Source organism: Brevundimonas sp. EYE_349 (genome assembly GCF_023147505.1).
GTDB lineage: Bacteria > Pseudomonadota > Alphaproteobacteria > Caulobacterales > Caulobacteraceae > Brevundimonas.
This window is the reverse complement of the sequence record NZ_JAHXPB010000001.1, coordinates 404,418-423,372: the sequence shown is the minus strand read 5'-3', so window position 1 is coordinate 423,372 and position 18,955 is coordinate 404,418. Positions and strand designations below refer to the sequence as shown.

Annotated in this window: 24 protein-coding genes, 2 tRNA genes and 1 other RNA gene; 11 read left to right on the top strand and 16 right to left on the bottom strand. The window is 65.5% G+C overall.

Annotated elements, in window-relative coordinates:
• Nucleotides 1-56 precede the first annotated feature (56 nt).
• Complete coding sequence (locus KZX42_RS02310) at nucleotides 57-2,408, bottom strand: UvrD-helicase domain-containing protein (protein ID WP_248116701.1); 2,352 nt, start codon at nucleotides 2,406-2,408, stop codon at nucleotides 57-59.
• Nucleotides 2,409-2,546: 138 nt separating this feature from the next.
• On the opposite strand from KZX42_RS02310, the gene KZX42_RS02305 reads away from it, so the two are divergent.
• Nucleotides 2,547-2,789 carry a hypothetical protein gene (locus KZX42_RS02305; protein WP_248116699.1) on the top strand — a complete coding sequence of 81 codons (243 nt, stop codon included), beginning with the start codon at nucleotides 2,547-2,549 and terminating at the stop codon, nucleotides 2,787-2,789.
• Here KZX42_RS02305 and KZX42_RS02300 read toward each other — a convergent pair.
• The 3 genes from KZX42_RS02300 to KZX42_RS02290 are packed head-to-tail and all read right to left on the bottom strand — an operon-like array spanning nucleotide 2,770 to nucleotide 4,154.
• Nucleotides 2,770-3,489, bottom strand: coding sequence for an SIMPL domain-containing protein (locus tag KZX42_RS02300; protein WP_248116697.1), 720 nt, complete (start codon nucleotides 3,487-3,489; stop codon nucleotides 2,770-2,772). The two genes, KZX42_RS02305 and KZX42_RS02300, sit on opposite strands and share 20 nt — an antisense overlap.
• Before the next feature lie 24 nt (nucleotides 3,490-3,513).
• On the bottom strand, nucleotides 3,514-3,738 hold the full coding sequence (locus KZX42_RS02295; protein ID WP_248116695.1) for a ribbon-helix-helix domain-containing protein: 225 nt from the start codon (nucleotides 3,736-3,738) through the stop codon (nucleotides 3,514-3,516).
• Entirely contained in the window at nucleotides 3,735-4,154 is a 420-nt protein-coding gene (locus KZX42_RS02290) for a YbaY family lipoprotein (protein ID WP_248116693.1), read from the bottom strand. The genes KZX42_RS02295 and KZX42_RS02290 overlap by 4 nt, the downstream gene beginning before the upstream one ends.
• 105 nt (nucleotides 4,155-4,259) lie before the next feature.
• Here KZX42_RS02290 and KZX42_RS02285 point away from each other — a divergent pair, with 105 nt between their 5' ends.
• Complete coding sequence (locus KZX42_RS02285; protein ID WP_248116691.1) at nucleotides 4,260-5,144, top strand: EamA family transporter; 885 nt, start codon at nucleotides 4,260-4,262, stop codon at nucleotides 5,142-5,144.
• Here KZX42_RS02285 and KZX42_RS02280 read toward each other — a convergent pair.
• Complete coding sequence (locus KZX42_RS02280) at nucleotides 5,141-5,326, bottom strand: DUF4169 family protein (protein WP_248116689.1); 186 nt, start codon at nucleotides 5,324-5,326, stop codon at nucleotides 5,141-5,143. The two genes, KZX42_RS02285 and KZX42_RS02280, sit on opposite strands and share 4 nt — an antisense overlap.
• Before the next feature lie 2 nt (nucleotides 5,327-5,328).
• The gene (locus KZX42_RS02275) at nucleotides 5,329-6,576 is read right to left on the bottom strand and encodes a patatin-like phospholipase family protein (RefSeq protein WP_248116687.1); all 1,248 of its coding nucleotides are present in this window, start codon (nucleotides 6,574-6,576) and stop codon (nucleotides 5,329-5,331) included.
• Between the two features lie 152 nt (nucleotides 6,577-6,728).
• Here KZX42_RS02275 and KZX42_RS02270 point away from each other — a divergent pair, with 152 nt between their 5' ends.
• Entirely contained in the window at nucleotides 6,729-6,968 is a 240-nt protein-coding gene (locus tag KZX42_RS02270) for a DUF2171 domain-containing protein (RefSeq protein ID WP_248116685.1), read from the top strand.
• A 95-nt stretch (nucleotides 6,969-7,063) separates the two neighbouring features.
• On the top strand, nucleotides 7,064-7,450 hold the full coding sequence (locus tag KZX42_RS02265) for a YccF domain-containing protein (RefSeq protein WP_248116683.1): 387 nt from the start codon (nucleotides 7,064-7,066) through the stop codon (nucleotides 7,448-7,450).
• Nucleotides 7,451-7,521: 71 nt separating this feature from the next.
• On the opposite strand, the gene fumC is transcribed toward KZX42_RS02265, so the two are convergent.
• Nucleotides 7,522-8,913, bottom strand: a complete 1,392-nt coding sequence (fumC, locus tag KZX42_RS02260; RefSeq protein ID WP_248116681.1) for a class II fumarate hydratase — start codon at nucleotides 8,911-8,913, stop codon at nucleotides 7,522-7,524.
• Between the two features lie 87 nt (nucleotides 8,914-9,000).
• Here fumC and KZX42_RS02255 point away from each other — a divergent pair, with 87 nt between their 5' ends.
• Both KZX42_RS02255 and KZX42_RS02250 read left to right on the top strand, forming a co-directional pair.
• Nucleotides 9,001-9,630 carry a peptidylprolyl isomerase gene (locus KZX42_RS02255; RefSeq protein WP_248116679.1) on the top strand — a complete coding sequence of 210 codons (630 nt, stop codon included), beginning with the start codon at nucleotides 9,001-9,003 and terminating at the stop codon, nucleotides 9,628-9,630.
• Nucleotides 9,627-9,986: a RusA family crossover junction endodeoxyribonuclease gene (locus KZX42_RS02250; protein WP_248116678.1), complete on the top strand. Its 360-nt coding sequence runs from the start codon at nucleotides 9,627-9,629 to the stop codon at nucleotides 9,984-9,986. The genes KZX42_RS02255 and KZX42_RS02250 overlap by 4 nt, the downstream gene beginning before the upstream one ends.
• Before the next feature lie 3 nt (nucleotides 9,987-9,989).
• On the opposite strand, the gene KZX42_RS02245 is transcribed toward KZX42_RS02250, so the two are convergent.
• The 3 genes from KZX42_RS02245 to miaA all read right to left on the bottom strand — a co-directional run bounded on the left by KZX42_RS02245 (nucleotide 9,990) and on the right by miaA (nucleotide 11,786).
• The gene (locus tag KZX42_RS02245) at nucleotides 9,990-10,463 is read right to left on the bottom strand and encodes a ClpXP protease specificity-enhancing factor SspB (protein WP_248116676.1); all 474 of its coding nucleotides are present in this window, start codon (nucleotides 10,461-10,463) and stop codon (nucleotides 9,990-9,992) included.
• A 68-nt stretch (nucleotides 10,464-10,531) separates the two neighbouring features.
• Nucleotides 10,532-10,899: a transfer-messenger RNA gene (ssrA, locus tag KZX42_RS02240) on the bottom strand.
• Between the two features lie 5 nt (nucleotides 10,900-10,904).
• Nucleotides 10,905-11,786, bottom strand: a complete 882-nt coding sequence (gene miaA / locus KZX42_RS02235; protein WP_282438748.1) for a tRNA (adenosine(37)-N6)-dimethylallyltransferase MiaA — start codon at nucleotides 11,784-11,786, stop codon at nucleotides 10,905-10,907.
• Between the two features lie 75 nt (nucleotides 11,787-11,861).
• On the opposite strand from miaA, the gene KZX42_RS02230 reads away from it, so the two are divergent.
• Together KZX42_RS02230 and KZX42_RS02225 are read left to right on the top strand one after the other, a co-directional pair.
• Nucleotides 11,862-12,929, top strand: a complete 1,068-nt coding sequence (locus KZX42_RS02230; protein WP_248116672.1) for an Mrp/NBP35 family ATP-binding protein — start codon at nucleotides 11,862-11,864, stop codon at nucleotides 12,927-12,929.
• Nucleotides 12,930-13,007: 78 nt separating this feature from the next.
• Nucleotides 13,008-14,105 (top strand): NADH:flavin oxidoreductase, encoded by a 1,098-nt coding sequence (locus KZX42_RS02225; protein ID WP_248116670.1) that lies wholly within the window; start codon nucleotides 13,008-13,010, stop codon nucleotides 14,103-14,105.
• Between the two features lie 22 nt (nucleotides 14,106-14,127).
• Here the strand turns inward: KZX42_RS02225 and KZX42_RS02220 are convergent, their stop codons facing one another.
• Nucleotides 14,128-14,424 (bottom strand): YbjQ family protein, encoded by a 297-nt coding sequence (locus KZX42_RS02220; protein ID WP_282438773.1) that lies wholly within the window; start codon nucleotides 14,422-14,424, stop codon nucleotides 14,128-14,130.
• A 32-nt stretch (nucleotides 14,425-14,456) separates the two neighbouring features.
• Nucleotides 14,457-14,984 carry a dihydrofolate reductase gene (locus KZX42_RS02215; RefSeq protein WP_248116666.1) on the bottom strand — a complete coding sequence of 176 codons (528 nt, stop codon included), beginning with the start codon at nucleotides 14,982-14,984 and terminating at the stop codon, nucleotides 14,457-14,459.
• A 56-nt stretch (nucleotides 14,985-15,040) separates the two neighbouring features.
• Here KZX42_RS02215 and KZX42_RS02210 point away from each other — a divergent pair, with 56 nt between their 5' ends.
• Nucleotides 15,041-15,628 (top strand): hypothetical protein, encoded by a 588-nt coding sequence (locus KZX42_RS02210; protein WP_248116649.1) that lies wholly within the window; start codon nucleotides 15,041-15,043, stop codon nucleotides 15,626-15,628.
• Here the strand turns inward: KZX42_RS02210 and KZX42_RS02205 are convergent.
• From KZX42_RS02205 to KZX42_RS02195, 3 genes are all read right to left on the bottom strand, one after another.
• Entirely contained in the window at nucleotides 15,625-15,930 is a 306-nt protein-coding gene (locus KZX42_RS02205; RefSeq protein ID WP_248116647.1) for a phosphoribosyl-ATP pyrophosphohydrolase, read from the bottom strand. The genes KZX42_RS02210 and KZX42_RS02205 overlap by 4 nt on opposite strands.
• Nucleotides 15,930-16,772, bottom strand: a complete 843-nt coding sequence (locus KZX42_RS02200) for a thymidylate synthase (protein WP_248116645.1) — start codon at nucleotides 16,770-16,772, stop codon at nucleotides 15,930-15,932. Before KZX42_RS02200 ends, KZX42_RS02205 begins: the two co-directional genes overlap by 1 nt.
• 152 nt (nucleotides 16,773-16,924) lie before the next feature.
• Entirely contained in the window at nucleotides 16,925-17,467 is a 543-nt protein-coding gene (locus KZX42_RS02195; RefSeq protein WP_248116642.1) for a DUF924 family protein, read from the bottom strand.
• On the opposite strand from KZX42_RS02195, the gene ilvC reads away from it, so the two are divergent.
• A complete protein-coding gene (gene ilvC / locus KZX42_RS02190) occupies nucleotides 17,466-18,500 on the top strand; it encodes a ketol-acid reductoisomerase (protein WP_248116640.1) in 1,035 nt (344 codons plus the stop codon). The genes KZX42_RS02195 and ilvC overlap by 2 nt on opposite strands.
• A 47-nt stretch (nucleotides 18,501-18,547) precedes the next feature.
• Here the strand turns inward: ilvC and KZX42_RS02185 are convergent.
• Nucleotides 18,548-18,624, bottom strand: a tRNA-Pro gene (locus KZX42_RS02185).
• A 200-nt stretch (nucleotides 18,625-18,824) separates the two neighbouring features.
• Here KZX42_RS02185 and KZX42_RS02180 point away from each other — a divergent pair.
• Nucleotides 18,825-18,898: transfer RNA gene (locus KZX42_RS02180), tRNA-Gln, on the top strand.
• Nucleotides 18,899-18,955: the final 57 nt, after the last annotated feature.

Here is an 18,955-nt window from a genome sequence, read left to right as displayed (position 1 = left end):
AGCCCGCCTAAAGGGCTGCTATGGGCGGCTATTTCAATTGCGGTAGATCGCCAGATCTAGGCCTTCTCGACAAAGCTGTCGATCACGCGCTTTTCTCCCGCCTTCTCGAACTCGACCAGCAACTTGTTGCCCTCGATGACACGGACGTTTCCGTAGCCGAACTTCTGGTGGAAGACCCGCTCGCCCTTGGCCCATTTCGAGCTTGATTTGACGGCGGTGGCGACCAGGCGGCCGTCGCCTTCGATGACGGCTTTGCGGGCGGGAATGCGCGCGGGCGTCTGGGCGGCGGTGAAGCTCTGGGCGCGTTTCCAGCCGGGCGAGGAATAGCCGCTGCCGAACGATGGCGCGTCGTCCCAGCGGCTCTTGGCTTCCTTCATTCCGGCCGAGGCGCCGTAGTAGCCGGTGTCGGATTGCGGATCGACGTGTGCGATGGGCAGTTCGTCGACGAAGCGGCTGGGCAGTTGCGAGGTCCAGCGGCCATAGACCAGCCGGTTGGCGGCGAACGAAATCCGCGCATCCTGCTTGGCGCGAGTCACGCCCACATAGGCCAGGCGGCGTTCCTCCTCCAGACCCTTTTCGCCCTTCTCGTCGATGCTGCGCTGTGAGGGGAAGACGCCTTCCTCCCAGCCGGGCAGGAAGACCAGAGGGAACTCCAGCCCCTTGGCGCCGTGCAGGGTCATGATCTGCACCGCCCCGTCGCCGTTGGGATCGTCGCTGTTGGCGCGCTCCAGGTCCATGACCAGCGAGACGTGCTCCAGATAGGCCTGAAGCGTCTCGAACTGCTGCATCGACTGAACCAGCTCCTTCAGGTTTTCCAGCCGCGTCTGGCCGCTGGTGCGGTCGGCCTTTTGCATGTCGGTATAGCCGCTTTCCTCCAGCACCGTCTCCATGACCTGCCAGTGGGGCGTGGTCTCGCACAGCACGCGCCAGCGGTCGATGTCGCGCACGAAGTTGGACAGGGCGGTGCGGGTGCGGGCCTGAAGCTCGTCGGTGTTGATCAGGCCGCGCACGGCGGTCAGGGCCGACAGGCCGTGTTCGCGGGCGATCTGAAGGATCTTCTGCACCGAGGTGTCGCCGATGCCGCGTTTCGGCACATTGACGATCCGCTCGAACGCCAGGTCGTCGTCTTCGGACAGGATCAGACGCAGATAGGCGTGAGCGTCGCGGATTTCCGCCCGCTCGAAGAAGCGCGGCCCGCCGATGACTGTGTAGGGGATGGCCAGCATGACCAGCCGTTCCTCGAACGCGCGCATCTGGAACGAGGCGCGGACCAGGATGGCCATGTCCTTGTATTTCAGGCCGGGTTCGCCGGCGTGGGGGCGGCGCGCGGTTTCGATCTCGTCGCCGATCAGCCGGGCCTCGGCCTCGCCGTCCCAGACGCCGCGCACGCGCACCTTGTCGCCGCCGTCGTCCTCGGTCCACAGGGTCTTGCCCAGACGATCGCGGTTGGCGGCGATCAGGCCGGACGCTGCGCCCAGGATATGACGGGTCGAGCGATAGTTGCGCTCCAGCTTGACAATCTTGGCGCCGGGGAAGTCACGCTCGAACCGCAGGATGTTGTCCACCTCCGCGCCGCGCCAGCCATAGATCGACTGATCGTCGTCGCCGACGCAGCAGACATTGCCGGTCGAGGCCGTCAGCAGCCGCAGCCACAGATACTGGGCGACATTGGTGTCCTGATACTCGTCCACCAGGATGTAGCGGAAGCGACGGCGGTATTCTTCGGCCAGGTCCGCGTGCTGCGACAGGATGGTGATGTTGTGCAGCAGAAGGTCGCCGAAGTCGCAGGCGTTCAGCGAGCGCAGCCGCGCCTGATAGGCGGCATACAAGCCCTGACCCTTGCCGTTGGCGAAGTCTTCGCCGGGCGGCAGCTTATCGGGCGTCCAACCGCGGTTTTTCCAGTGGTCAATCAGGCCCGACAGCGATTTGGGCGTCCAGCGCTTGGTGTCGACATTGGCCGCTTCCAACAGCTGTTTCAGCACCCGTTCCTGGTCGTCCGTGTCCAGGATGGTGAAGGTGGACTTCAGCCCGACCAGTTCGGCGTGCCGGCGCAGAATCTGGGCGGCGATGGAGTGGAAGGTGCCGAGCCAGCGCAAACCTTCAGCCGATGGGCCGATCAGATGGGTGATCCGCTCGCGCATCTCGCGCGCGGCCTTGTTGGTGAAGGTGACGGCCAGCAGCTCCCACGGCTTGGCCCGGCCCGTCGCAAGGATGTGCGCCAGTCGGGTTGTCAGAACCCGCGTCTTGCCCGTGCCCGCGCCCGCCAGCACCAGCACCGGCCCCTCGGTCGTCTCCACCGCTTCGCGCTGTTCGGGGTTCAGCCCGGCCAGATAGTCGCGCGCCTGCGCCTCCTCGGGCGCGCGGGCGCGGGCCAGGTCGGAAATACGGGGGGCGGGAAGATCGGTCACGGGCGAAGAACTATCCGTCGTTCAGGGGCGTCAGGCAGAATCGAGAGCGGAACATAAGGGGACCGAAAGGCAATGTCAGGGCCGGCGCCGCAATCAAAACACGGAACCTGCCGGTCCGACGGCCGGTTCCCTGTTGCGATGCAACGCACGACCAACATCGACCGGGCGGCGTCGAGCGCCCAACGACAGAGGGGTCGCTCCGGCTGGATCGCCTTTACGGCGGGCATGCTCGGGATGTTCGTCTTGCTGGGGGCGTGGGTCGTGCTGGTCGAGATGGGCGGCCCCGGCGCCGCCGAGGCCGATCCTTCCGCCAAGCGCCCCGCTTCCGTGATCGGCACGCAAGACGCCTGTGACGACAGCGCTATTTCAGGCTGTAAGTGATGGTCGTCACGACACGCACCTTCTTGTCGATCGAGGCGCCCTCGTTGTCGCCGGAGCCGTCGCGGGGCAGGATCTCGAAGGAGCCCTGCGTCGCCTGGCGGATGGGCCCCAGCGGCGTTCCGCTGTCCTTGGCGAACTGTTCGGCGCCGGCGCGGGCCGCGGCCGTGCCCTCGGCGATCATCTGCGGCCGAACGTCATTCAGCTTGGTGAAGATGTAGGACGGGCCTTGGAAGTCCTGTAGCACCACATCCTGGCGAACCAGGTCGTTCAAGGCGCGGGTCGTGGCCTGGACGCGCGCGACGTCGTTGGTCCGCACCACCACCGTCTGGGCCAGGATGAAGCGCGGGCCGCCGTTCTGAGCGGCGTATTCGCGTGACCGGGTATCAGCGACCTCCAGCCGTCCCAGTTCGATGGCGGACGCGGGATAGCCCTGGCCGGTCAGAAAACGGCGGACCAGGCCCAGGTCATTGTCGATCTTGCCCTGCACTTCGGACAGGACATCGCCAGAGGCCGTGAACCGAAGCGGCAGCACCGCCAGGTCGGCCTTTACGTTTCGCTCTGACAGGCCGCGCACCGTCACCGTGCGGTCGCCGGCGCGGGCATGGATCACCCCCTGGCCGATCAGGGCGCCCGCGCCGATAAAGCCGACAGCGAGCAGTCCGCCGAACAACGCAGCGGGGACCAGACGATTGTCGCTCATGATCGCATCTCCATTCTCGCCAGGTTATGCCGCGTGCCCGTTGTCCGCCACCCAGTCCAGCGCAAGCAGGCGGCAGGCCGAAGCCAACGGACGTCGTCCGCGCCCGGCGTCGATCTCGGCCAGAAGTTGGGCCTTGCTGAGGCTGCGCGTCGCCGCGATCCGGTCCAGCACGGCCCAGAACTCGGGCTCCAGCGCCACCGATGTCGCATGACCCGCAAGGGCGACGGAACGTTTGGACAGGCCGCTCAACGTGCGGACTTCAGCACGATCTCGGCCGACGCCGGCGCGCCATGGGTCAGGACGGCGTGGCGCGTGTCGGTCGTGAAGACCAGGGCGCCGGACGGATCGCGAATTTCGGCCCGCACGGCATAGGTGCGACGTGGATCGATCTGCGATGTCGGAAAGCCCAGCGTGACCGAATAGGGCGGTCCGCCAGTCAGGGTCTGTCGCGTTTCCGCCAGGACCTGGGCGGGGGCGTCGGCCAGGCTGACATCCTCGACCCGCACCGTCAGCACATGGCCGGGCGGCAGCATGATCCGTTCGCGATCGAGGGCGGTGACATTGACGATGGTCGTGCCCGTGGTCATCGGCGGCGGCGTTTGGCTCGGCGTGGCGCAGGCGGCCAGCACCACGGCGGCGGGCAGAACGAAGACGGCGTTTCGCATGACGATCTCCTTTTTTGGGCCAGCATGTCACACTCGGGCGCAAGATGTGAGGGGCGGAAGGGCCTTGGGGCTGATAAGCGGGGCGCGCCTGTCTGGAGACCGCGCTTGAGCCGCCGCTTCGCCATCGCCGCCATCGCCGCCTGCGCCCTGATCTGGGGCACGACCTGGTATGCGATCACCCTGCAGCTGGGGCCGGTGGATTCGGTCGTCTCCATCGTTTGGCGCTTCGGTCTGGCCGCCGTCGTGCTGTTTGGCTTCTGTGCGGCGACGCGCCGTCCGCTGGGGCTGACACGGCCGCAGCATATGGCCGCCATCGGCCAGGGCGCCTTCGTCTTCGCGGTGAGCTATGGTTTTGTCTATGCGGCCGAGGGGCAGGTGGCCTCGGCCGTCGTGGCGGTCATTTTCGCGGCCCTGGCCTTCGTGAACCTGATCCTGTTCCGGGTGCTGGCGGGACAGAAGGCGGCGCCTTTGGCCTGGATGGGCGCGGTGTTCGGCGTGATCGGGGTCAGCGTCCTGTCCTATGGGCAGATGGCGACGAATGGGGCGGGCCTCAATCCGGGACTGGGCGTGGCCTTCGCCTTGACGGCGGTGCTGGCTTCGGCGCTCGGCAACTGGTTCGCCTGGCGTTCGCAACAGGCGGGGGCGCCGGTTCTGCCCGCGACAGCCTGGGCGATGGCTTACGGCGCCGCGATGCTGGCGCTGTATGGATTTGCGACGGGCGTGACGTGGCGGATCGAGCCGACGCCGGCCTATCTGCTGTCGTTGTTGCACCTTTCGCTGTTCGGGTCTGTGATCGCCTTCGGCCTGTATTTCACCATCGCCCGCCAGCGGGGGTACGCCCTGGCCAGCTATATCTCGGCCCTGACGCCGCCCATCGCCATGCTCGTGTCGGTGATGTTCGAAGGCGCGCGCTTCGGCTGGAGCGCCCTGATCGGTCTGGGCCTGGTGCTGGCGGGGCAGGTCATGCTGATCCGAGCGCCTAAGACCTAGTCGTCGGGTGTTTCGCGCTTCTTGCCGTCCAGCAGGCGGGACGCGCGGGCCTGATCCAGGCTGGCGGCCTGTTTCTCGACTTTCGTGCGGCCGTGGGCGACCCGGTTGGCGGCGGCCTCGGCCTTCTGGCTCGCCTTGGCCCGGGACTTGCGGGCGCGGTTCAGGTTGACGATCTCGCCCACGATCAGGTCTTGGGCGTTTCGGCTTGGTCAGGCTTTCTGGACGGCTCGGGCGCCAGGACGGCCGGCACCTGGCTTTCGTCCACGCGGGTCTGGGGGATGAAGGGCTGGTCGGCCTGCTTCTTGTCCAGCCGGGTCCAGGCATCCGGGCCGCGGCCGCGTTGACGGCCCAGTTCGAACATGGCGGACATGGTTTCCTGATCGAACTTCAGGCTGGACGCCTCTACATTGTCGGGAATGGCCGACAGCGACATGTCCAGGCCGTTCCGCTGAGCAAAGGCCGTGGTGATCGCCAGATGGGTGCGTAGAGACGCCTTGCTCATGCTGTCGTAGGTGCGCGACAGGATGCCCGACAAACGGCCAGGGGTGACGCCGTCGTTGCGGCCCGTCTGGCCGTTGATGATGACGTAGAGAGCGCCGACGCGACCCTCGTCGCGAGGCCGTGTCCACAGCATCAGGTCCTCTGGAATGGCCAGGAACGGCGTGTTCACCCCGCCGTCCACGTGCATCTCCAGCACCACCTTATCATGGCCCTGCAGGCCAGCGATCAGAACGGGCGGAAAGACGCCTGGAATGCTGGCCGAGGCGACCAGCACCTCCTTGAACAACTCGCGCGCATTGTCGTCGCCCTGGCTGGCCAGAAGGCCCATGTCCCAGATGACGGTCTGCTCGCTGTCCAGATCGGTCGTCGCGACCAGCAGGCGACGCCCCTTGGCGTGTTCGCGCGCCACGGCTTGCAGAAGTTCGGGGGTGACATTGTCGTCGACCAGATTGCGCAGGACCTGTGACGAGAACAGGCTGGGGTTCAGGAAGGCGGCGAAGCTGCGCCAGCTCAGGATATTGCTGGCCCCGCCGCTGGTGTAGGCGTGGCGCAGTTCGTCATCCCAGTCCGAGCCCAGGAAGGCGAAGGGGGCGGCGAGGGCGCCGGTGCTGACCCCCGTCACCACGTCGAAGGTCGGTCGGTCCCCATGCTCGCTCCAGCCCGTCAAAAGGCCTGCGCCATAGGCGCCGTTGGCCCCGCCGCCAGACAGCGCCAGGATGGTTGTCGGATGATCGGGGCGGAGACGGCCGGCGATTTCCTGGGTGAAGGCTTGCAGGCGCGCCTGGTCGTTGCTGCGAATACGGGGATCCTCGGCCTTGACCAAGGTTCCGTCCGCGATCCTGAGCGGACCCGTGGGCCGATCCAGCGTGCCGCAAGCGGACAGCGCCAAGGCCATAACGACGCCGAAAAGACCAAACCCGATCCGCCGCATTCGCTCAGTTCCAGTGTGTATGAACGCCCGTCACATACAGCGTCACGGTTCCGGCCGCCAGAGACAAGGCGCATTCCTAAGCGTCGCCGTTTGAAACCCCGGCAGGAGGCTCACGTTCTCGCAGACAGGACAAACCCTGTATTGGAGACACCATGGTCGACGTTTCACTCATCAAGGAACATCTGGAAGTCGTCGGTTCGGACGGCGGTCATGTCGGTCGCGTGGACCACGTGCTCGGCGACCAGATCGAACTGGCGAAGATGGATTTGGCCGGGGGTTTCAAACACCATTTGATCCCCGTCAGCTGGGTCGCCAGCGTCGATGACAAACACGTCCATCTGACCCTGACCAAGGACGAGGCCAAGTCGCGCTGGTCGGAAAAGCCGCACTAGACGTCAAGGAAGGCGTTACGGATGGAGGCCCCGCTGTCACCGGCGGGGCCTTTTCGGTATCTCGCCATGCAGAACCGCCATGCTGGAGCCGCCCCGTGATCCGATTGATCCTGAATATTCTGTGGTTCGTGTTCGGGGGCTGGCTGTCGGGCCTGCTGTGGTTGCTTGGCGGCGCGATCCTGGCGTTGACCGTGGTTGGTCTGCCGTGGACCTTCGCGGCTTGGCGTATCGCCGGCTACTCGTCTTGGCCGTTTGGCCGCGAGATCGTCTGGCAGGAGGCGCACCCTGTGGCCGGGTGTTTGGGCGTGGTGCTGAACGTGATCTGGTTCGTGTTCGCGGGTTGGTACATCGCCCTGTCTCATCTGATGATCGCGGTCGCCGAGTTCGTTTCGATCATCGGCATTCCGTTCGCTCTGAAAGATTTGGAACTGGCCAAGCTGGCGCTGGCGCCGGTCGGGCGCACGATCCGCGACAAGCCTTAGTCGCTGCAGAAACGAAAACGGCCGGTTCTCCTGCGAGAACCGGCCGTGTCCTTATGGGTCTGTCTCGAGGCTCAGCCCGGGGAAATCATCTTCTCGGGACGGACGGCCTCGTCGAACTCGGCGTCGGTCAGATAGCCGCCGCCTACGGCTTCTTCGCGCAGGGTGGTGCTGTTCTTGTGCGCCGTCTTGGCGATCTTGGCGCAGATGTCATAGCCCAGCTTGCCGTTCAGCGCCGTGACCAGCATCAGCGAGTTGTTCAGGCCGCGCGCGATATTATCCTCACGCGCCTCTATGCCGACGACGCAGTTGTCGGTGAAGCTGATGGCCGCATCGGCGACCAGACGCACCGACTGCAGGAAGTTGTAGGCCATCACGGGGTTATAGACGTTCAGTTCGAAGTGGCCCTGCGATCCGGCGAAGGTCAGGGCGGCGTTGTTGCCGAACACCTGGACGCAGACCTGGGTCAGGGCTTCGCACTGGGTCGGGTTGACCTTGCCCGGCATGATCGACGAACCCGGCTCGTTCTCCGGCAGGGCCAGTTCGCCCAGACCCGAACGCGGGCCGGAGCCCAGGAAGCGGATGTCGTTGGCGATCTTGAACAGGGAGGCGGCGACCGTGTTGATGGCGCCGTGGCTGAAGACCATGGCGTCGTGGGCGGCCAGGGCCTCGAACTTGTTCGGCGCCGTGGTGAAGGGCAGGCCGGTGATCTCGGCGATCTGGGCGGCGACCTTTTCAGCGAAACCGATGGGGGCGTTCAGGCCCGTGCCGACGGCGGTGCCGCCCTGGGCCAGTTCCATAAGCGCGGGCAGGGTCTGTTCGATGCGCTTGATTCCGTTCTCGACCTGCTGGGCATAGCCGCCGAACTCCTGACCCAGCGTCAGGGGGGTCGCGTCCTGGGTGTGGGTGCGGCCGATCTTGATGATGTGGGCCCAGGCTTTGGCCTTGGCGTCCAGCGCAGCGTGCAGGTGCTTCAGCGCGGGCAGCAGGTCGTTGACCACCTGTTCGGCGCAGGCGACGTGCATGGCCGTGGGATAGGTGTCGTTGGACGACTGGCTCATGTTCACGTGGTCGTTGGGGTGGACCGGCTTCTTGGAGCCCATCTCGCCGCCCAGGATCTCGATGGCGCGGTTCGAGATCACCTCGTTGGCGTTCATGTTCGACTGGGTGCCCGAACCCGTCTGCCAGACGACCAGCGGGAAGTGGTCGTTCAACTTACCTTCGATGACCTCGTTGGCGGCCTTGACTATGGCTTCCGCCAGGGCGGGGTCCAGCTTGCCCAGGTCGCGGTTGGTTTCGGCGGCCGCCCGTTTGACGATGCCGAGCGCGCGCACGACTGGCAGGGGCTGTTTTTCCCAGCCGATCTTGAAGTTGCCCAGCGAACGCTGCGCCTGGGCGCCCCAGTAACGATCAGCGGCGACCTCGATGGGGCCGAAAGTGTCGGTTTCGATACGGACGTTGCTCATGGGCGGAAATCTCGTCTGTCAGGCGTGGCGATGGGTTGCGCGGCGGTGTAGCACGGTCGTCATGCAGGGCAAGGCGAGGGGACGGCCATGAGGCGAGAGGCGATGGCGGCTGCGGCGCTGCTGGCGCTCGCAGGCTGTGCGACGACCCAGGTCGATCCACAGCGTCCCCGCGTGGCCCTGGAGACGTCTGCCGGTGGGATCGTGTTGGCGCTGGATGCCGCGGCGGCGCCGGTGACGGCCTGCAACTTCATCGGCTATGTCGTCTTCGGGGACTATGACGGCGGCAGTTTCTTCCGCACCGTCGTCCGGTCGACCAATACCGCCAATCCCCACCCCATCGATGTGATCCAGGCGGCGACCCCGCGCGGCAGTGACGACGACTCGCGTCCGCCCATCGTGCTGGAGCGAACGCGAGACACCGGCCTGCGCCACACCGCCGGAACCCTGTCGATGGCGCGTGATGGGCCGGACACAGCCACCTCCAGTTTCTTCATCGTGATCGAGGATACGCCCAGTCTCGACTTTGGCGGGATGCGTAATCCCGATGGTCAGGGTTTCGCCGCCTTTGGTAAGGTGATCCAGGGGTTTGATGTCGCGCGGCGAATACAAAAGATGCCAGCCGACGCCCAAGAACGATTGATCCCGCCTGTCGCCATCCGCTCGGCTCGACTTCTGGACCCTTCGCCCAAGGTTTGCACGGCGGGCCTACGCCCTTGACCGCCGGTTGGATCGGGACCGGCAAGGTCAGGGCGCGCGAAGACGGCGACGCGGTCGAGATCGTGATCGACGGCCTGACGACCCAGGCCAAATACTACAAGCCGCTGGTCTATGAGTTCATGCGCAAGGAGTGGCGCGGCGCGCGGCCTTCCTGGGGCGACCATGTCGTGGAAATCCGCATGGAGCATGTCGGCGAACCGCCGTGGATGGACCTGGACAATCTGGCCAAGGCGCTGCTGGATTCGATCAAGGGCTATCTGTTCCACGACGACGCTCAGGTCGCACGGCTTCTGGTCGAGCGGCACGAGGGCGACAGAGAGCGGATCGTGATCCGCTCCTATCCGCGTCGGCCCTGACGCCTATTTCTTGCGAAACTGGTCCAGCGAGACGACCTTGGGGCCATCCGAAGCGGGCGACGGGTCGTGGGGCGGGGCCGGCGTTTCCTCGACCACCTCGACGATCTCCGGCTCCTCGAACTGCAGCAGGAACTGCACGCTGGGATCGTAGAAGCGGGTGACGGCCGAATAGGGGATGACCAGGCTCTTGGGCATGCCGCCAAAGCGCAGCTTGACGGAGAACTTGTCCGCCTCGACGCGCAGGTCCTCGTACTGATGCTGCAAAACGACCGTCATCTCGTCGGGGTATTTCGCCAGGATATCGGGGGCGACGCTGACGCCCGGAGCGCGGGTCTTGAAGGTGATGTAGAAATGATGTGCGCCGGGCAGGCCGTCAGACAGCACCCGTTCCAACGCCGCGCGCATGACGCCACGAAGGGCCTCGTGCGCCAGCCGCTCATACTGCATCTCATCGACCGGAGGGGTCTGGTCGCTCATCGTCACCTCGCAACAGAGCGCGACTGATAGCGGCGCTGGGGCGCGGACGATAGATGTCATTACGGTAAAGCGCCGGGATTCTGTTGCCAGGCTCCCGACAGGCCCCGCCCAAGGATCTGAACCCCTAGGACTTAAGGTTCGAAATCACCCGAACCGCATTACGCGGCGAGAGCGACTTCTCCAGCGAAGTTATCGTTCGCAGTTAGAAAATGGCCCGATACGGTGGGCCAGGACGAGCGAAAGCAATCCTCTTTACACGTCCGTCGATGCTAGTCGGCCCCATGTCGCCTCCGCCGATAACGCGGGGAGAAAGTTGGTGGAGCCGCCGGGAATCGCACCCGGGTCCGGTCCGCTTATTACAAGCGCGTTTATCGCCATAGTCCGGCCGAAACCGGACGGTTCTAATATAGGGCGATGGCGGACGCTTTCCAAGCGCGTTGTCTAAGGGCCTTGGATTCGCGACCATTCCGCGGTCTGGTTTCGGAACCAGGTCAACTGGCGCTTGGCGTAATTTCGGGTCGCCTGCTTCAGGGCGGCGACGGCGGTCGAGATGTCGGTTTCGCCCGATAGATGCGCGGTCAGTTCCCGCAGACCGACAGCCTTCATCACGGGCAGCGTGGGGTCCAGGTTTCGCTGCATCAGGGCCCGAATCTCTGTCAGCACGCTTTCGTCCATCATCTGGTCCACGCGGCGGTCGCAGTTTTCGTAAAGCCGCGCCCGCTCAGGTTCGATCACCAGGCCGGTCCAGTCGCTTGGCGACAGGAGGGGCCGGGTCTCCGCCTTCCAGGCGCTGATGGTGCGGCCCGTGGCGGCATGGACGCTCATGGCCCGCACCAGCCGCTGGCGGTCGCCCTGTTCGATGGCGAGCGCGGAGGCCGGATCGACCTCGGCCAATCGCTGGCGGAAGGCGGCCTCGCCGTCCTGCAGATAGTCTGCCTCGGTCCTGTCACGCACCGATGACGGCACCGGGGGAATCTCGGCCAGACCGCGCGTCAGCGCCATGAAGTAGAGGCCAGTGCCGCCGACCAGGATGGCCGGACGGCCTTCGTCGCGCAGTTCGGCCAGCAGATCGAGAACGGCGCGGCTCCATTTGCCGACCGACCAGGCCTCGGCCGCATCGACCACGCCATACAGCCGATGGTCGACCAGCGCCTCATGCTCGGGCGAGGGGCGGGCCGTCAGTATGCGCAGGTCGGCGTAGAGTTGCTGGCTGTCGGCGTTGATGATCACCGCGCCGGTTTCGAGCGCCATCTTCAACGCCCACGCGGATTTGCCGGACGCAGTGGGGCCGGCGAGCAAGGTGACGGATGGCGGTTTGGGCAAATCGAGGCTCGCGGCAGGGCTTGGACGGCGATAGAACGCGCGCCTTATCGCCTGCAAGCCTTCTGGGAGATCGTCTTGGTCGAACGCACCGCCGTCATCGCCGCTCTGGACGCCGTCATCGACCCCTTGTCGGGCCAGGGGCTGGTCGCCGCCGGCCTTGTCCAGGGCCTGGTCGTGACCGACGACCGCGCGGGTTTCGCGCTGGAGGTCGATCGTCGCCAGGCGGCCGCCTACGCCCCGGTGCGCGATGCGGCCGAGGCTGCGCTGAAGGCTATTCCTGGCATGGCGCGAGTGTCCGTCATCCTGACGGCGGAAGCGGCGTCGGCGCCCGCGCCGCGCACGGCCGGCCTGTCGAAAGCGGCCGTCGATCAGGGACGGCCCAAGGCGCCCGTTCCGACAGATCGTCCCGCCCACGTCCGGCGCGTCCTGGCGGTGGCCAGCGGGAAAGGCGGGGTGGGAAAGTCGACGGTCGCGGTCAATCTGGCCGTCGCCCTGTCGCGTCGCGGTCTGTCGGTCGGCGTGCTGGACGCCGATGTCTATGGGCCGTCGCTGCCGACCATGCTGGGCGTCTCCGGTCAGCCGGCTTATGAGGATGGCGCCATCATCCCGCATCAGGCGCATGGGCTGAAAGCCATGTCGGTCGGGCTGCTGACCAGGATGGACGACGCCATGATCTGGCGCGGACCCATGGCGTCGCAGGCCATAACCCAGATGCTGAGCCAAACGCGGTGGGGCACTTCAGAGGCCCCGCTGGACGTCCTGGTCATCGACCTGCCGCCTGGCACGGGCGATGTTCAACTGACCCTGATCCAGAAGACGCCGCTGGACGGAGCGGTGATCGTCTCCACCCCGCAGGAGGTGGCCCTGGCCGATGCGCGACGGGCGCATACCCTGTTCCAGAAGGTGGGCGTGCCGACCCTGGGCCTGATCGAGAATATGAGCGGCGACGTCTTCGGTCGCGGCGGCGGAGAGGCCGAGGCGGAGCGGCTGTCCATTCCCTTCCTGGGCGACCTGCCGCTGGACGCCGCCTTGCGTCAGGCCGGCGATGCGGGACGACCGTTGGCGGCGGCGGATCCCCTGGGCGACGTGGCTAGCCGTTTCGACATCATCGCTGCGGCGACGGCCTCTGCGCTCGACCTTTAGAAAAATCCGTCGGGCCGGGGGTTTTCAAAGGCAACCCTATTCGCCACCTTGGGTGCTGCCAATCGCCAAGGATAGCCAATGAGCGTCGACGCCCTGTTTCGCCCCTTCACTGTCAAGGGGCTGACCCTGCCTAACCGTATCGTCATGGCCCCCATGACGCGATCCTTCTCGCCAAATGGCGTGCCGACGTCCGATGTCGCCGGCTACTATCGTCGGCGGGCCGAGGGCGGCGTCGGACTGATCGTGACCGAGGGCACGGTGATCGAGCGGCCGGCTGCGCGCAATGACGTCAATGTGCCTGTCTTCCACGGCGAGGCCCTGCCGCAATGGAAGGCCGTGGTGGACGAGGTCCACGCCGCCGGCGGCCTGATCGCGCCGCAGATATGGCACGTCGGCTCGGCGCGCGGTCAGGGCGCGGAGTGGGAGCCGCTGGGCAAGGTCGACAGCCCGTCGGGCATGACCGCGCCGGGCAAGGCCAAGTTCGAGCCGATGACCGAAGAGGACGTCGCCGACGTGATCGCCGCCTTCGGCCGCTCGGCCCGCGCCGCGCGCGACCTGGGTTTCGACGCCGTCGAAATCCACGGCGCCCACGGCTATCTGATCGATCAGTTCTTCTGGGGCGGGCTGAATACGCGCGAAGATCGCTGGGGCGGGGCGACCATCGCCGACCGCGCCCGGTTCGGCGTGGAGGTCGTCAAGGCCGTGCGTGACGGCGTGGGCGAGGACATTCCGGTCATTCTGCGTCTGTCGCAATGGAAACAGCAGGATTACGCAGCCCGCATCGCCGAGACGCCGGATCAGATGTCCGAATGGCTGTCGCCGTTGTCGGAGGCCGGGGTCGATGTCTTCCACTGTTCGCAACGCCGGTTCTGGGAGCCGGAGTTTGACGGTTCCGATCTGAATTTCGCCGGCTGGGCCAAGAAGCTGACCGGCAAGCCGACCATCACCGTGGGTTCGGTCGGCCTGGACGGCGAGTTCATCGCAGCCTTCGGCGGCGAGGCGTCACAGCCCGCGTCGCTGGACGGCCTGCTGCGCCGTCTGGAGGCGGAGGAGTTCGATCTGGTCGCCGTTGGCCGCGCCTTGCTGGCCGATCCGCAATGGGTGGCCAAGGTGCGCGATGGCCGCACCGATGAGCTTCAGAACTTCGAACGTTCGGCCTTGATGAGCCTGTCCTGACCGTTCAGCGTCGTCGAGCCGGTCAGGCCGGCTCGACGATGACGCCCGTGCCGTAGGCCAACACCTCGGTCACGCCGGGCATGATCTCAGTGGCGTCATAGCGGACGGCCAGGATGGCGTTCGCGCCGTGGGCCTCGGCGTGTTTGACCAGTTCGTCGTATGCCTCCTGGCGACCGGCCTCGGCCAGTTTGACATAGGCGCCGACGCGCCCGCCCAGCATGGACTGCACGCCGCCGATAGCGTCCGAGATGGCATTGCGCGAACGCACCGTTACGCCGCGCACCAGGCCGATGTGGCGGGTCACGCGAAAGCCCGGCAGGTCGTTGGTCGTGTCACGTACATGGAAGTCTCCTAGCGACGTTCGAGAATGCGGAAGGTGAAGGCGTGATCGTCCTTGTCGCCTGCCGGATGCGACTCCGACGATACCTCGACCCACGCCGTTTCGTCGAACGAGGGAAAGACGGCGTCGCCTTCGGGGGCGGCGTCGACCTCGGTGATGTAAAGGCGTTTGGCGCGGGGCAGGGCGGCCGCGAATAGGGCCGTGCCGCCGATGACGCAGATTTCGTCCACGCCGTCGTCCTGGGCCGTTTCGCGTCCGATCTCGATGGCTTCGTCCAGGGTGGAGCAGACCAGGGCGCCCTTGGCCATGCCGTCGGCCTCGTAGGATTCGTCTCGGGTCATGACCAGGTTCAGACGGCCGGGCAGGGGTTTCAGCGGCAGGCTCTCCCAGGTCTTGCGCCCCATCAAGCACGGCTTGCCCATGGTGATGGCCTTAAAGCGCTGCAGATCGCTGCGCAGCCGCCAGGGCAGGTCGCCGTCCCGACCGATGACGCCGTTGCGTCCACGCGCGACAACCAGGGAGATGATGGGCTGGGGCAAGAACCTTGACCGTACTGCTGCGTTGAGGTGGGCCACCCATGAACGCGAGCCCAGCCATGAGCAAGTATATCCCCTCCATCATCATCGGTTTGGTGGTCGGCTTCGCCGTCAGCTTCGGCCTGGCGTTCTTCTTCTCGTCGCTGGGGGCGCGTTCCGGGTTTTTGCCAATCATGGCCGGCGCCTTCTTCGGCGTGTTCACCGCCTACATCATGGCCAATCTGGTCGGTACGAAGCGGGGCAAGGCCGCGACTCCGGAGCAGAAGCAGGCCACGCTGGAGTTCCGACCCCAGTCCCACGACCAGGCCCTGCTGATCGTCTATCGCGAGGGTTTCGTGGGCAAGGCGGCGGGGCTGGATCTGTCGCTGGACGATCGGTTCGTGGCCCAGCTTAAGAGCCCGCGCTTCACCGCCGTCTCCGTCGCGCCCGGCGGCCACCAGCTTTCGATGGCGTTCGGCGGCCTGGCCGGCAAGCAGAACAAGCCGACGCTGGAAGGCTTCATCGCCGCGCCCGGCGAGGTGATCGCCTTCCGCGCCACGATGCAGATGGGGATGATGAAGAACCGCATCGTGGTGGATCGGATCACGACGGACCAGGACCTTGTTCAGCGCCTGAAGCCGATGATCATGATTGCACCGGAGGTTTAGGGCGCGGCTTGCGGCTCCAGCCATTTCAGCCATTTGCGCTGTATGGCCTGCTCCAGATCGACGCCTGATCGAGCGCAGTAGATCAGCAACATCCCGAGCACGTCCGCCGCCTCGTCGCCCAGCGCGTGGGTATCGGGCGCTCCCCGCGCACGGCCGGTCAGGCGCAGATGCTCGGCGGTCAGTTCGCCCAATTCTTCCTGCAGCTTCAACATCGCCCAGTCCCGATCACGGTCGATGTCGTGTTCGGCCGCATAGATGTCGGAAATGCGCAGGACGTCGGCCTGCAGGTCCTTGACGTTCATCAGACCGCCACAGCCGCCTTGATGTGCGGCCAGGCCTCATAGCCCTCCAGCGTGAAGTCGCTCAGCTCGAAGGCGAACAGGTCGGTCTTGGGCGAGATCCGCATGACCGGCAGGGGCAGGGGCTCGCGCGTCAGCTGAAGCTCGGCCTGTTCCAGATGGTTCAGATACAGGTGGGCGTCGCCAAAGGTGTGGACGAAGTCGCCCGCCTCCAGCCCCACGACCTGGGCCAGCATCATCGTAAGCAATGCGTAGGAGGCGATGTTGAACGGCACGCCCAGGAAGACGTCGGCGCTGCGTTGATACAGCTGGCAGCTGAGTTTGCCGTCCGCGACGAAGAACTGAAACAGGCAGTGACAGGGCGGCAGGGCCATGTCGTCCACGTCCGCCGGGTTCCAAGCGGTGACGATGTGGCGGCGGCTGTTAGGATTGGTCTTCAAGCCGTGGACCAGTTTCTCGATCTGGTCGATGACCCGACCGTCGGGCGCGGTCCAGGAACGCCACTGTTTGCCGTAAACCGGCCCCAGCTCCCCTTCGGCGTCGGCCCATTCATCCCAGATGCGGACGCCGTTATCCTTCAAATAGGCGATGTTGGTCTCGCCGCGCAGGAACCACAGCAGTTCGACGATGATGGAGCGCAGGTGCAGCTTCTTGGTCGTCAGGACAGGAAAACCCTTGGTCAGATCGAACCGCATCTGGCGACCGAACACGCCCAGGGTCCCGGTGCCGGTGCGGTCGTCGCGCCTCACGCCGTTGTTCAGGATGTCGTGCAGCAGATTTAGATACTGACGCTCAGGATGATCGGCCGGCGCGGATAGGGGCTCGTTCAGGGGCGATGACCTCAAGTCCGATCCAGTAGCAAACTGCCCGCTGCCGTCCATCATCATGTCCCCAACCTCGGCCAAGGCCGCGCTGAGTCACTTAAGAACTTCCTAACTAAAGGGTCGCGTCTTGAATTTTATCAATACGCTAGGGGCTGGAGATACTTGTGGGCGAATCAGCCCCCGAATCCGCCGTCGTCCAGAAAGGCCTGTTCTTCAGGTGTAGTCTGACGGCCCAGTGCCGCGTTTCGGTGGGGGAAGCGGCCGAAGCGAACGATGATGTCGCGATGGAGTTTGCCCCACTTCTCCAACTCCGCGTCGCCGGCGATCAAAGCCATGTAGCGGTCCTGATCCTCGATCCTTTCGGAATGTTCGAACGGCAGCAGGATGAAGTTCTTCAACGCCGGTTCGACGGCCAGATGCAGTTCGCGCGCCACCGCCTGATTGGCGAACATCAGCGCCAGCGGATCGGTCGCGAACTGATGCGCTGTGCCGCGGAAACTGTTCCGCGGATACTGGTCCAGCAGGATTAGCAGCGCCAGGGCGCCCTCGGCCGTCGCCATCCAGTCGTCCAGTTCGCGCCGCGCGGCGGCCCAGTGGACGTCGCGGCCCCGCTCGCGGAAAAGAGAGTCGAACGCATCGTCCTTGGCGAACCACTTTTCGGGTCCGGCCTCTTTCCAGAAGGCGACGACGGAGGAAGGGGTTATGAAGACGGCCATGACCCAGACCATACCCAATCCTCTGCCCGTCTTCCATGACCGCGACTGCGACCTTTCGATCATTCGCGGCAAGCGCGTGGCCATGATCGGTTATGGCAGTCAGGGCCGCACCCATGCGCTGAACCTGCGCGATTCTGGCGTGAGCGACATCGTGGTGGGGCTGAAGGCCGGCTCAAAGACGCGCGATCTGGCGCGCGCCGATGGATTCGAGGTGATGACGGCCGGTCAGGCGGCGGCGGGCGCCGATGTGGTGGCCGTCATGACGTCCGACGAGGCGCACCGCGATCTGTGGCGAGACGAGTTGGAGCCGAACGTGCGGCCGGGCGCGGCCTTGGTGTTCGCCCACGGCCTGTCGGTCCGATTCGGACTGGTTGAACCACGCGCGGATCTGGACGTGATCCTGGCCTCGCCGAAGGGCATAGGGCCGCGCATCCGCGACCTGTACGAGGCTGGCGAGGGCGTTTTTTGCTTGTTCGGCGTGCAGCAGGACGCCACCGGCGACGCCCACGCCTTGGGTCTGTCCTATGCGGCGGCGCTGGGGTGCGGGCGAAAGGGCATTCTTGAAACCACGATGCGCGACGAGTGCGAGAGCGATCTGTTTGGCGAACAGGTGGTGCTGTGCGGCGGAATCGCCGAACTGATCGACGCGGCCTTCATGAAGCTGGTGACCGCCGGCTATCCGCCAGAGGTGGCGTGGTTCGAGTGCTTCTACGAGACCAAGCTGGTGACCGACCTGATGTACGAACGCGGCGTCGCGGGCGCCTTCGCCAAGATTTCCAACACGGCGGAATACGGCGCCTATCTGACAGGCCCGCGCGTCATCGGCCCGGAATCGCGACAGGCGATGGATCAGGTGTTGGTCGAGGTTCAGGACGGCGACTTCGTGCGCCGACTGATGGCCGATTACGACGCCGGTTCGACCGATCTGACGGCGCGTCGAACGGCCTTGGGCTTGCGGACCATCGAGTCGGTCGGAGCGCATCTGAACGCTGTGGCGCGCCAGGCGATGGAGGCGGCGGCGAACGATGATTGACCGCGCGTCGGGCGACGCATGATCGTCGGAAATCTCGAAGGAGAAGATGGTCGGAGTGAGAGGATTCGAACCTCCGACCCCTGCGTCCCGAACGCAGTGCTCTACCAGGCTGAGCCACACTCCGACCGTGGGGATGGGCCATAAGGCGTCGCCCCGAAGTGAGGACGCGGCTTATAGCCATGGGTTCGAGAGGCCGCAAGCACCCATTTCGACCTTCTTCGCACAGACCGAAAATAGTCGTGAAAGAGGGTGTTGCATCCCAAATCGGTTTGGCCTATCTGACCGCCTCCGCCGCACAGAGCGCTGCGGAAACGCCGGTCCTGCTGGGGAATGGTGTAATGGTAACACTACGGTTTTTGGTACCGTCATTCTAGGTTCGAGTCCTAGTTCCCCAGCCACCGATTAGCAGTCTCAGGCGCAGCCCCGATTAGCCCAATCTTCAAGGGTTTCGGGCC

What these genes read in the sequence shown, in the direction of transcription:
- KZX42_RS02305 (WP_248116699.1), top strand. Translation starts at nt 2,547, where the DNA reads ATGCAACGCACGACCAACATCGACCGGGCGGCGTCGAGCGCCCAACGA.
- KZX42_RS02300 (WP_248116697.1), bottom strand. Translation starts at nt 3,489, where the DNA reads ATGAGCGACAATCGTCTGGTCCCCGCTGCGTTGTTCGGCGGACTGCTC.
- KZX42_RS02290 (WP_248116693.1), bottom strand. Translation starts at nt 4,154, where the DNA reads ATGCGAAACGCCGTCTTCGTTCTGCCCGCCGCCGTGGTGCTGGCCGCC.
- KZX42_RS02275 (WP_248116687.1), bottom strand. Translation starts at nt 6,576, where the DNA reads ATGCGGCGGATCGGGTTTGGTCTTTTCGGCGTCGTTATGGCCTTGGCG.
- KZX42_RS02270 (WP_248116685.1), top strand. Translation starts at nt 6,729, where the DNA reads ATGGTCGACGTTTCACTCATCAAGGAACATCTGGAAGTCGTCGGTTCG.
- fumC (WP_248116681.1), bottom strand. Translation starts at nt 8,913, where the DNA reads ATGAGCAACGTCCGTATCGAAACCGACACTTTCGGCCCCATCGAGGTC.
- KZX42_RS02255 (WP_248116679.1), top strand. Translation starts at nt 9,001, where the DNA reads ATGAGGCGAGAGGCGATGGCGGCTGCGGCGCTGCTGGCGCTCGCAGGC.
- KZX42_RS02245 (WP_248116676.1), bottom strand. Translation starts at nt 10,463, where the DNA reads ATGAGCGACCAGACCCCTCCGGTCGATGAGATGCAGTATGAGCGGCTG.
- KZX42_RS02225 (WP_248116670.1), top strand. Translation starts at nt 13,008, where the DNA reads ATGAGCGTCGACGCCCTGTTTCGCCCCTTCACTGTCAAGGGGCTGACC.
- KZX42_RS02210 (WP_248116649.1), top strand. Translation starts at nt 15,041, where the DNA reads ATGAGCAAGTATATCCCCTCCATCATCATCGGTTTGGTGGTCGGCTTC.
- KZX42_RS02205 (WP_248116647.1), bottom strand. Translation starts at nt 15,930, where the DNA reads ATGAACGTCAAGGACCTGCAGGCCGACGTCCTGCGCATTTCCGACATC.
- ilvC (WP_248116640.1), top strand. Translation starts at nt 17,466, where the DNA reads ATGACCCAGACCATACCCAATCCTCTGCCCGTCTTCCATGACCGCGAC.
- KZX42_RS02195 (WP_248116642.1), bottom strand. Translation starts at nt 17,467, where the DNA reads ATGGCCGTCTTCATAACCCCTTCCTCCGTCGTCGCCTTCTGGAAAGAG.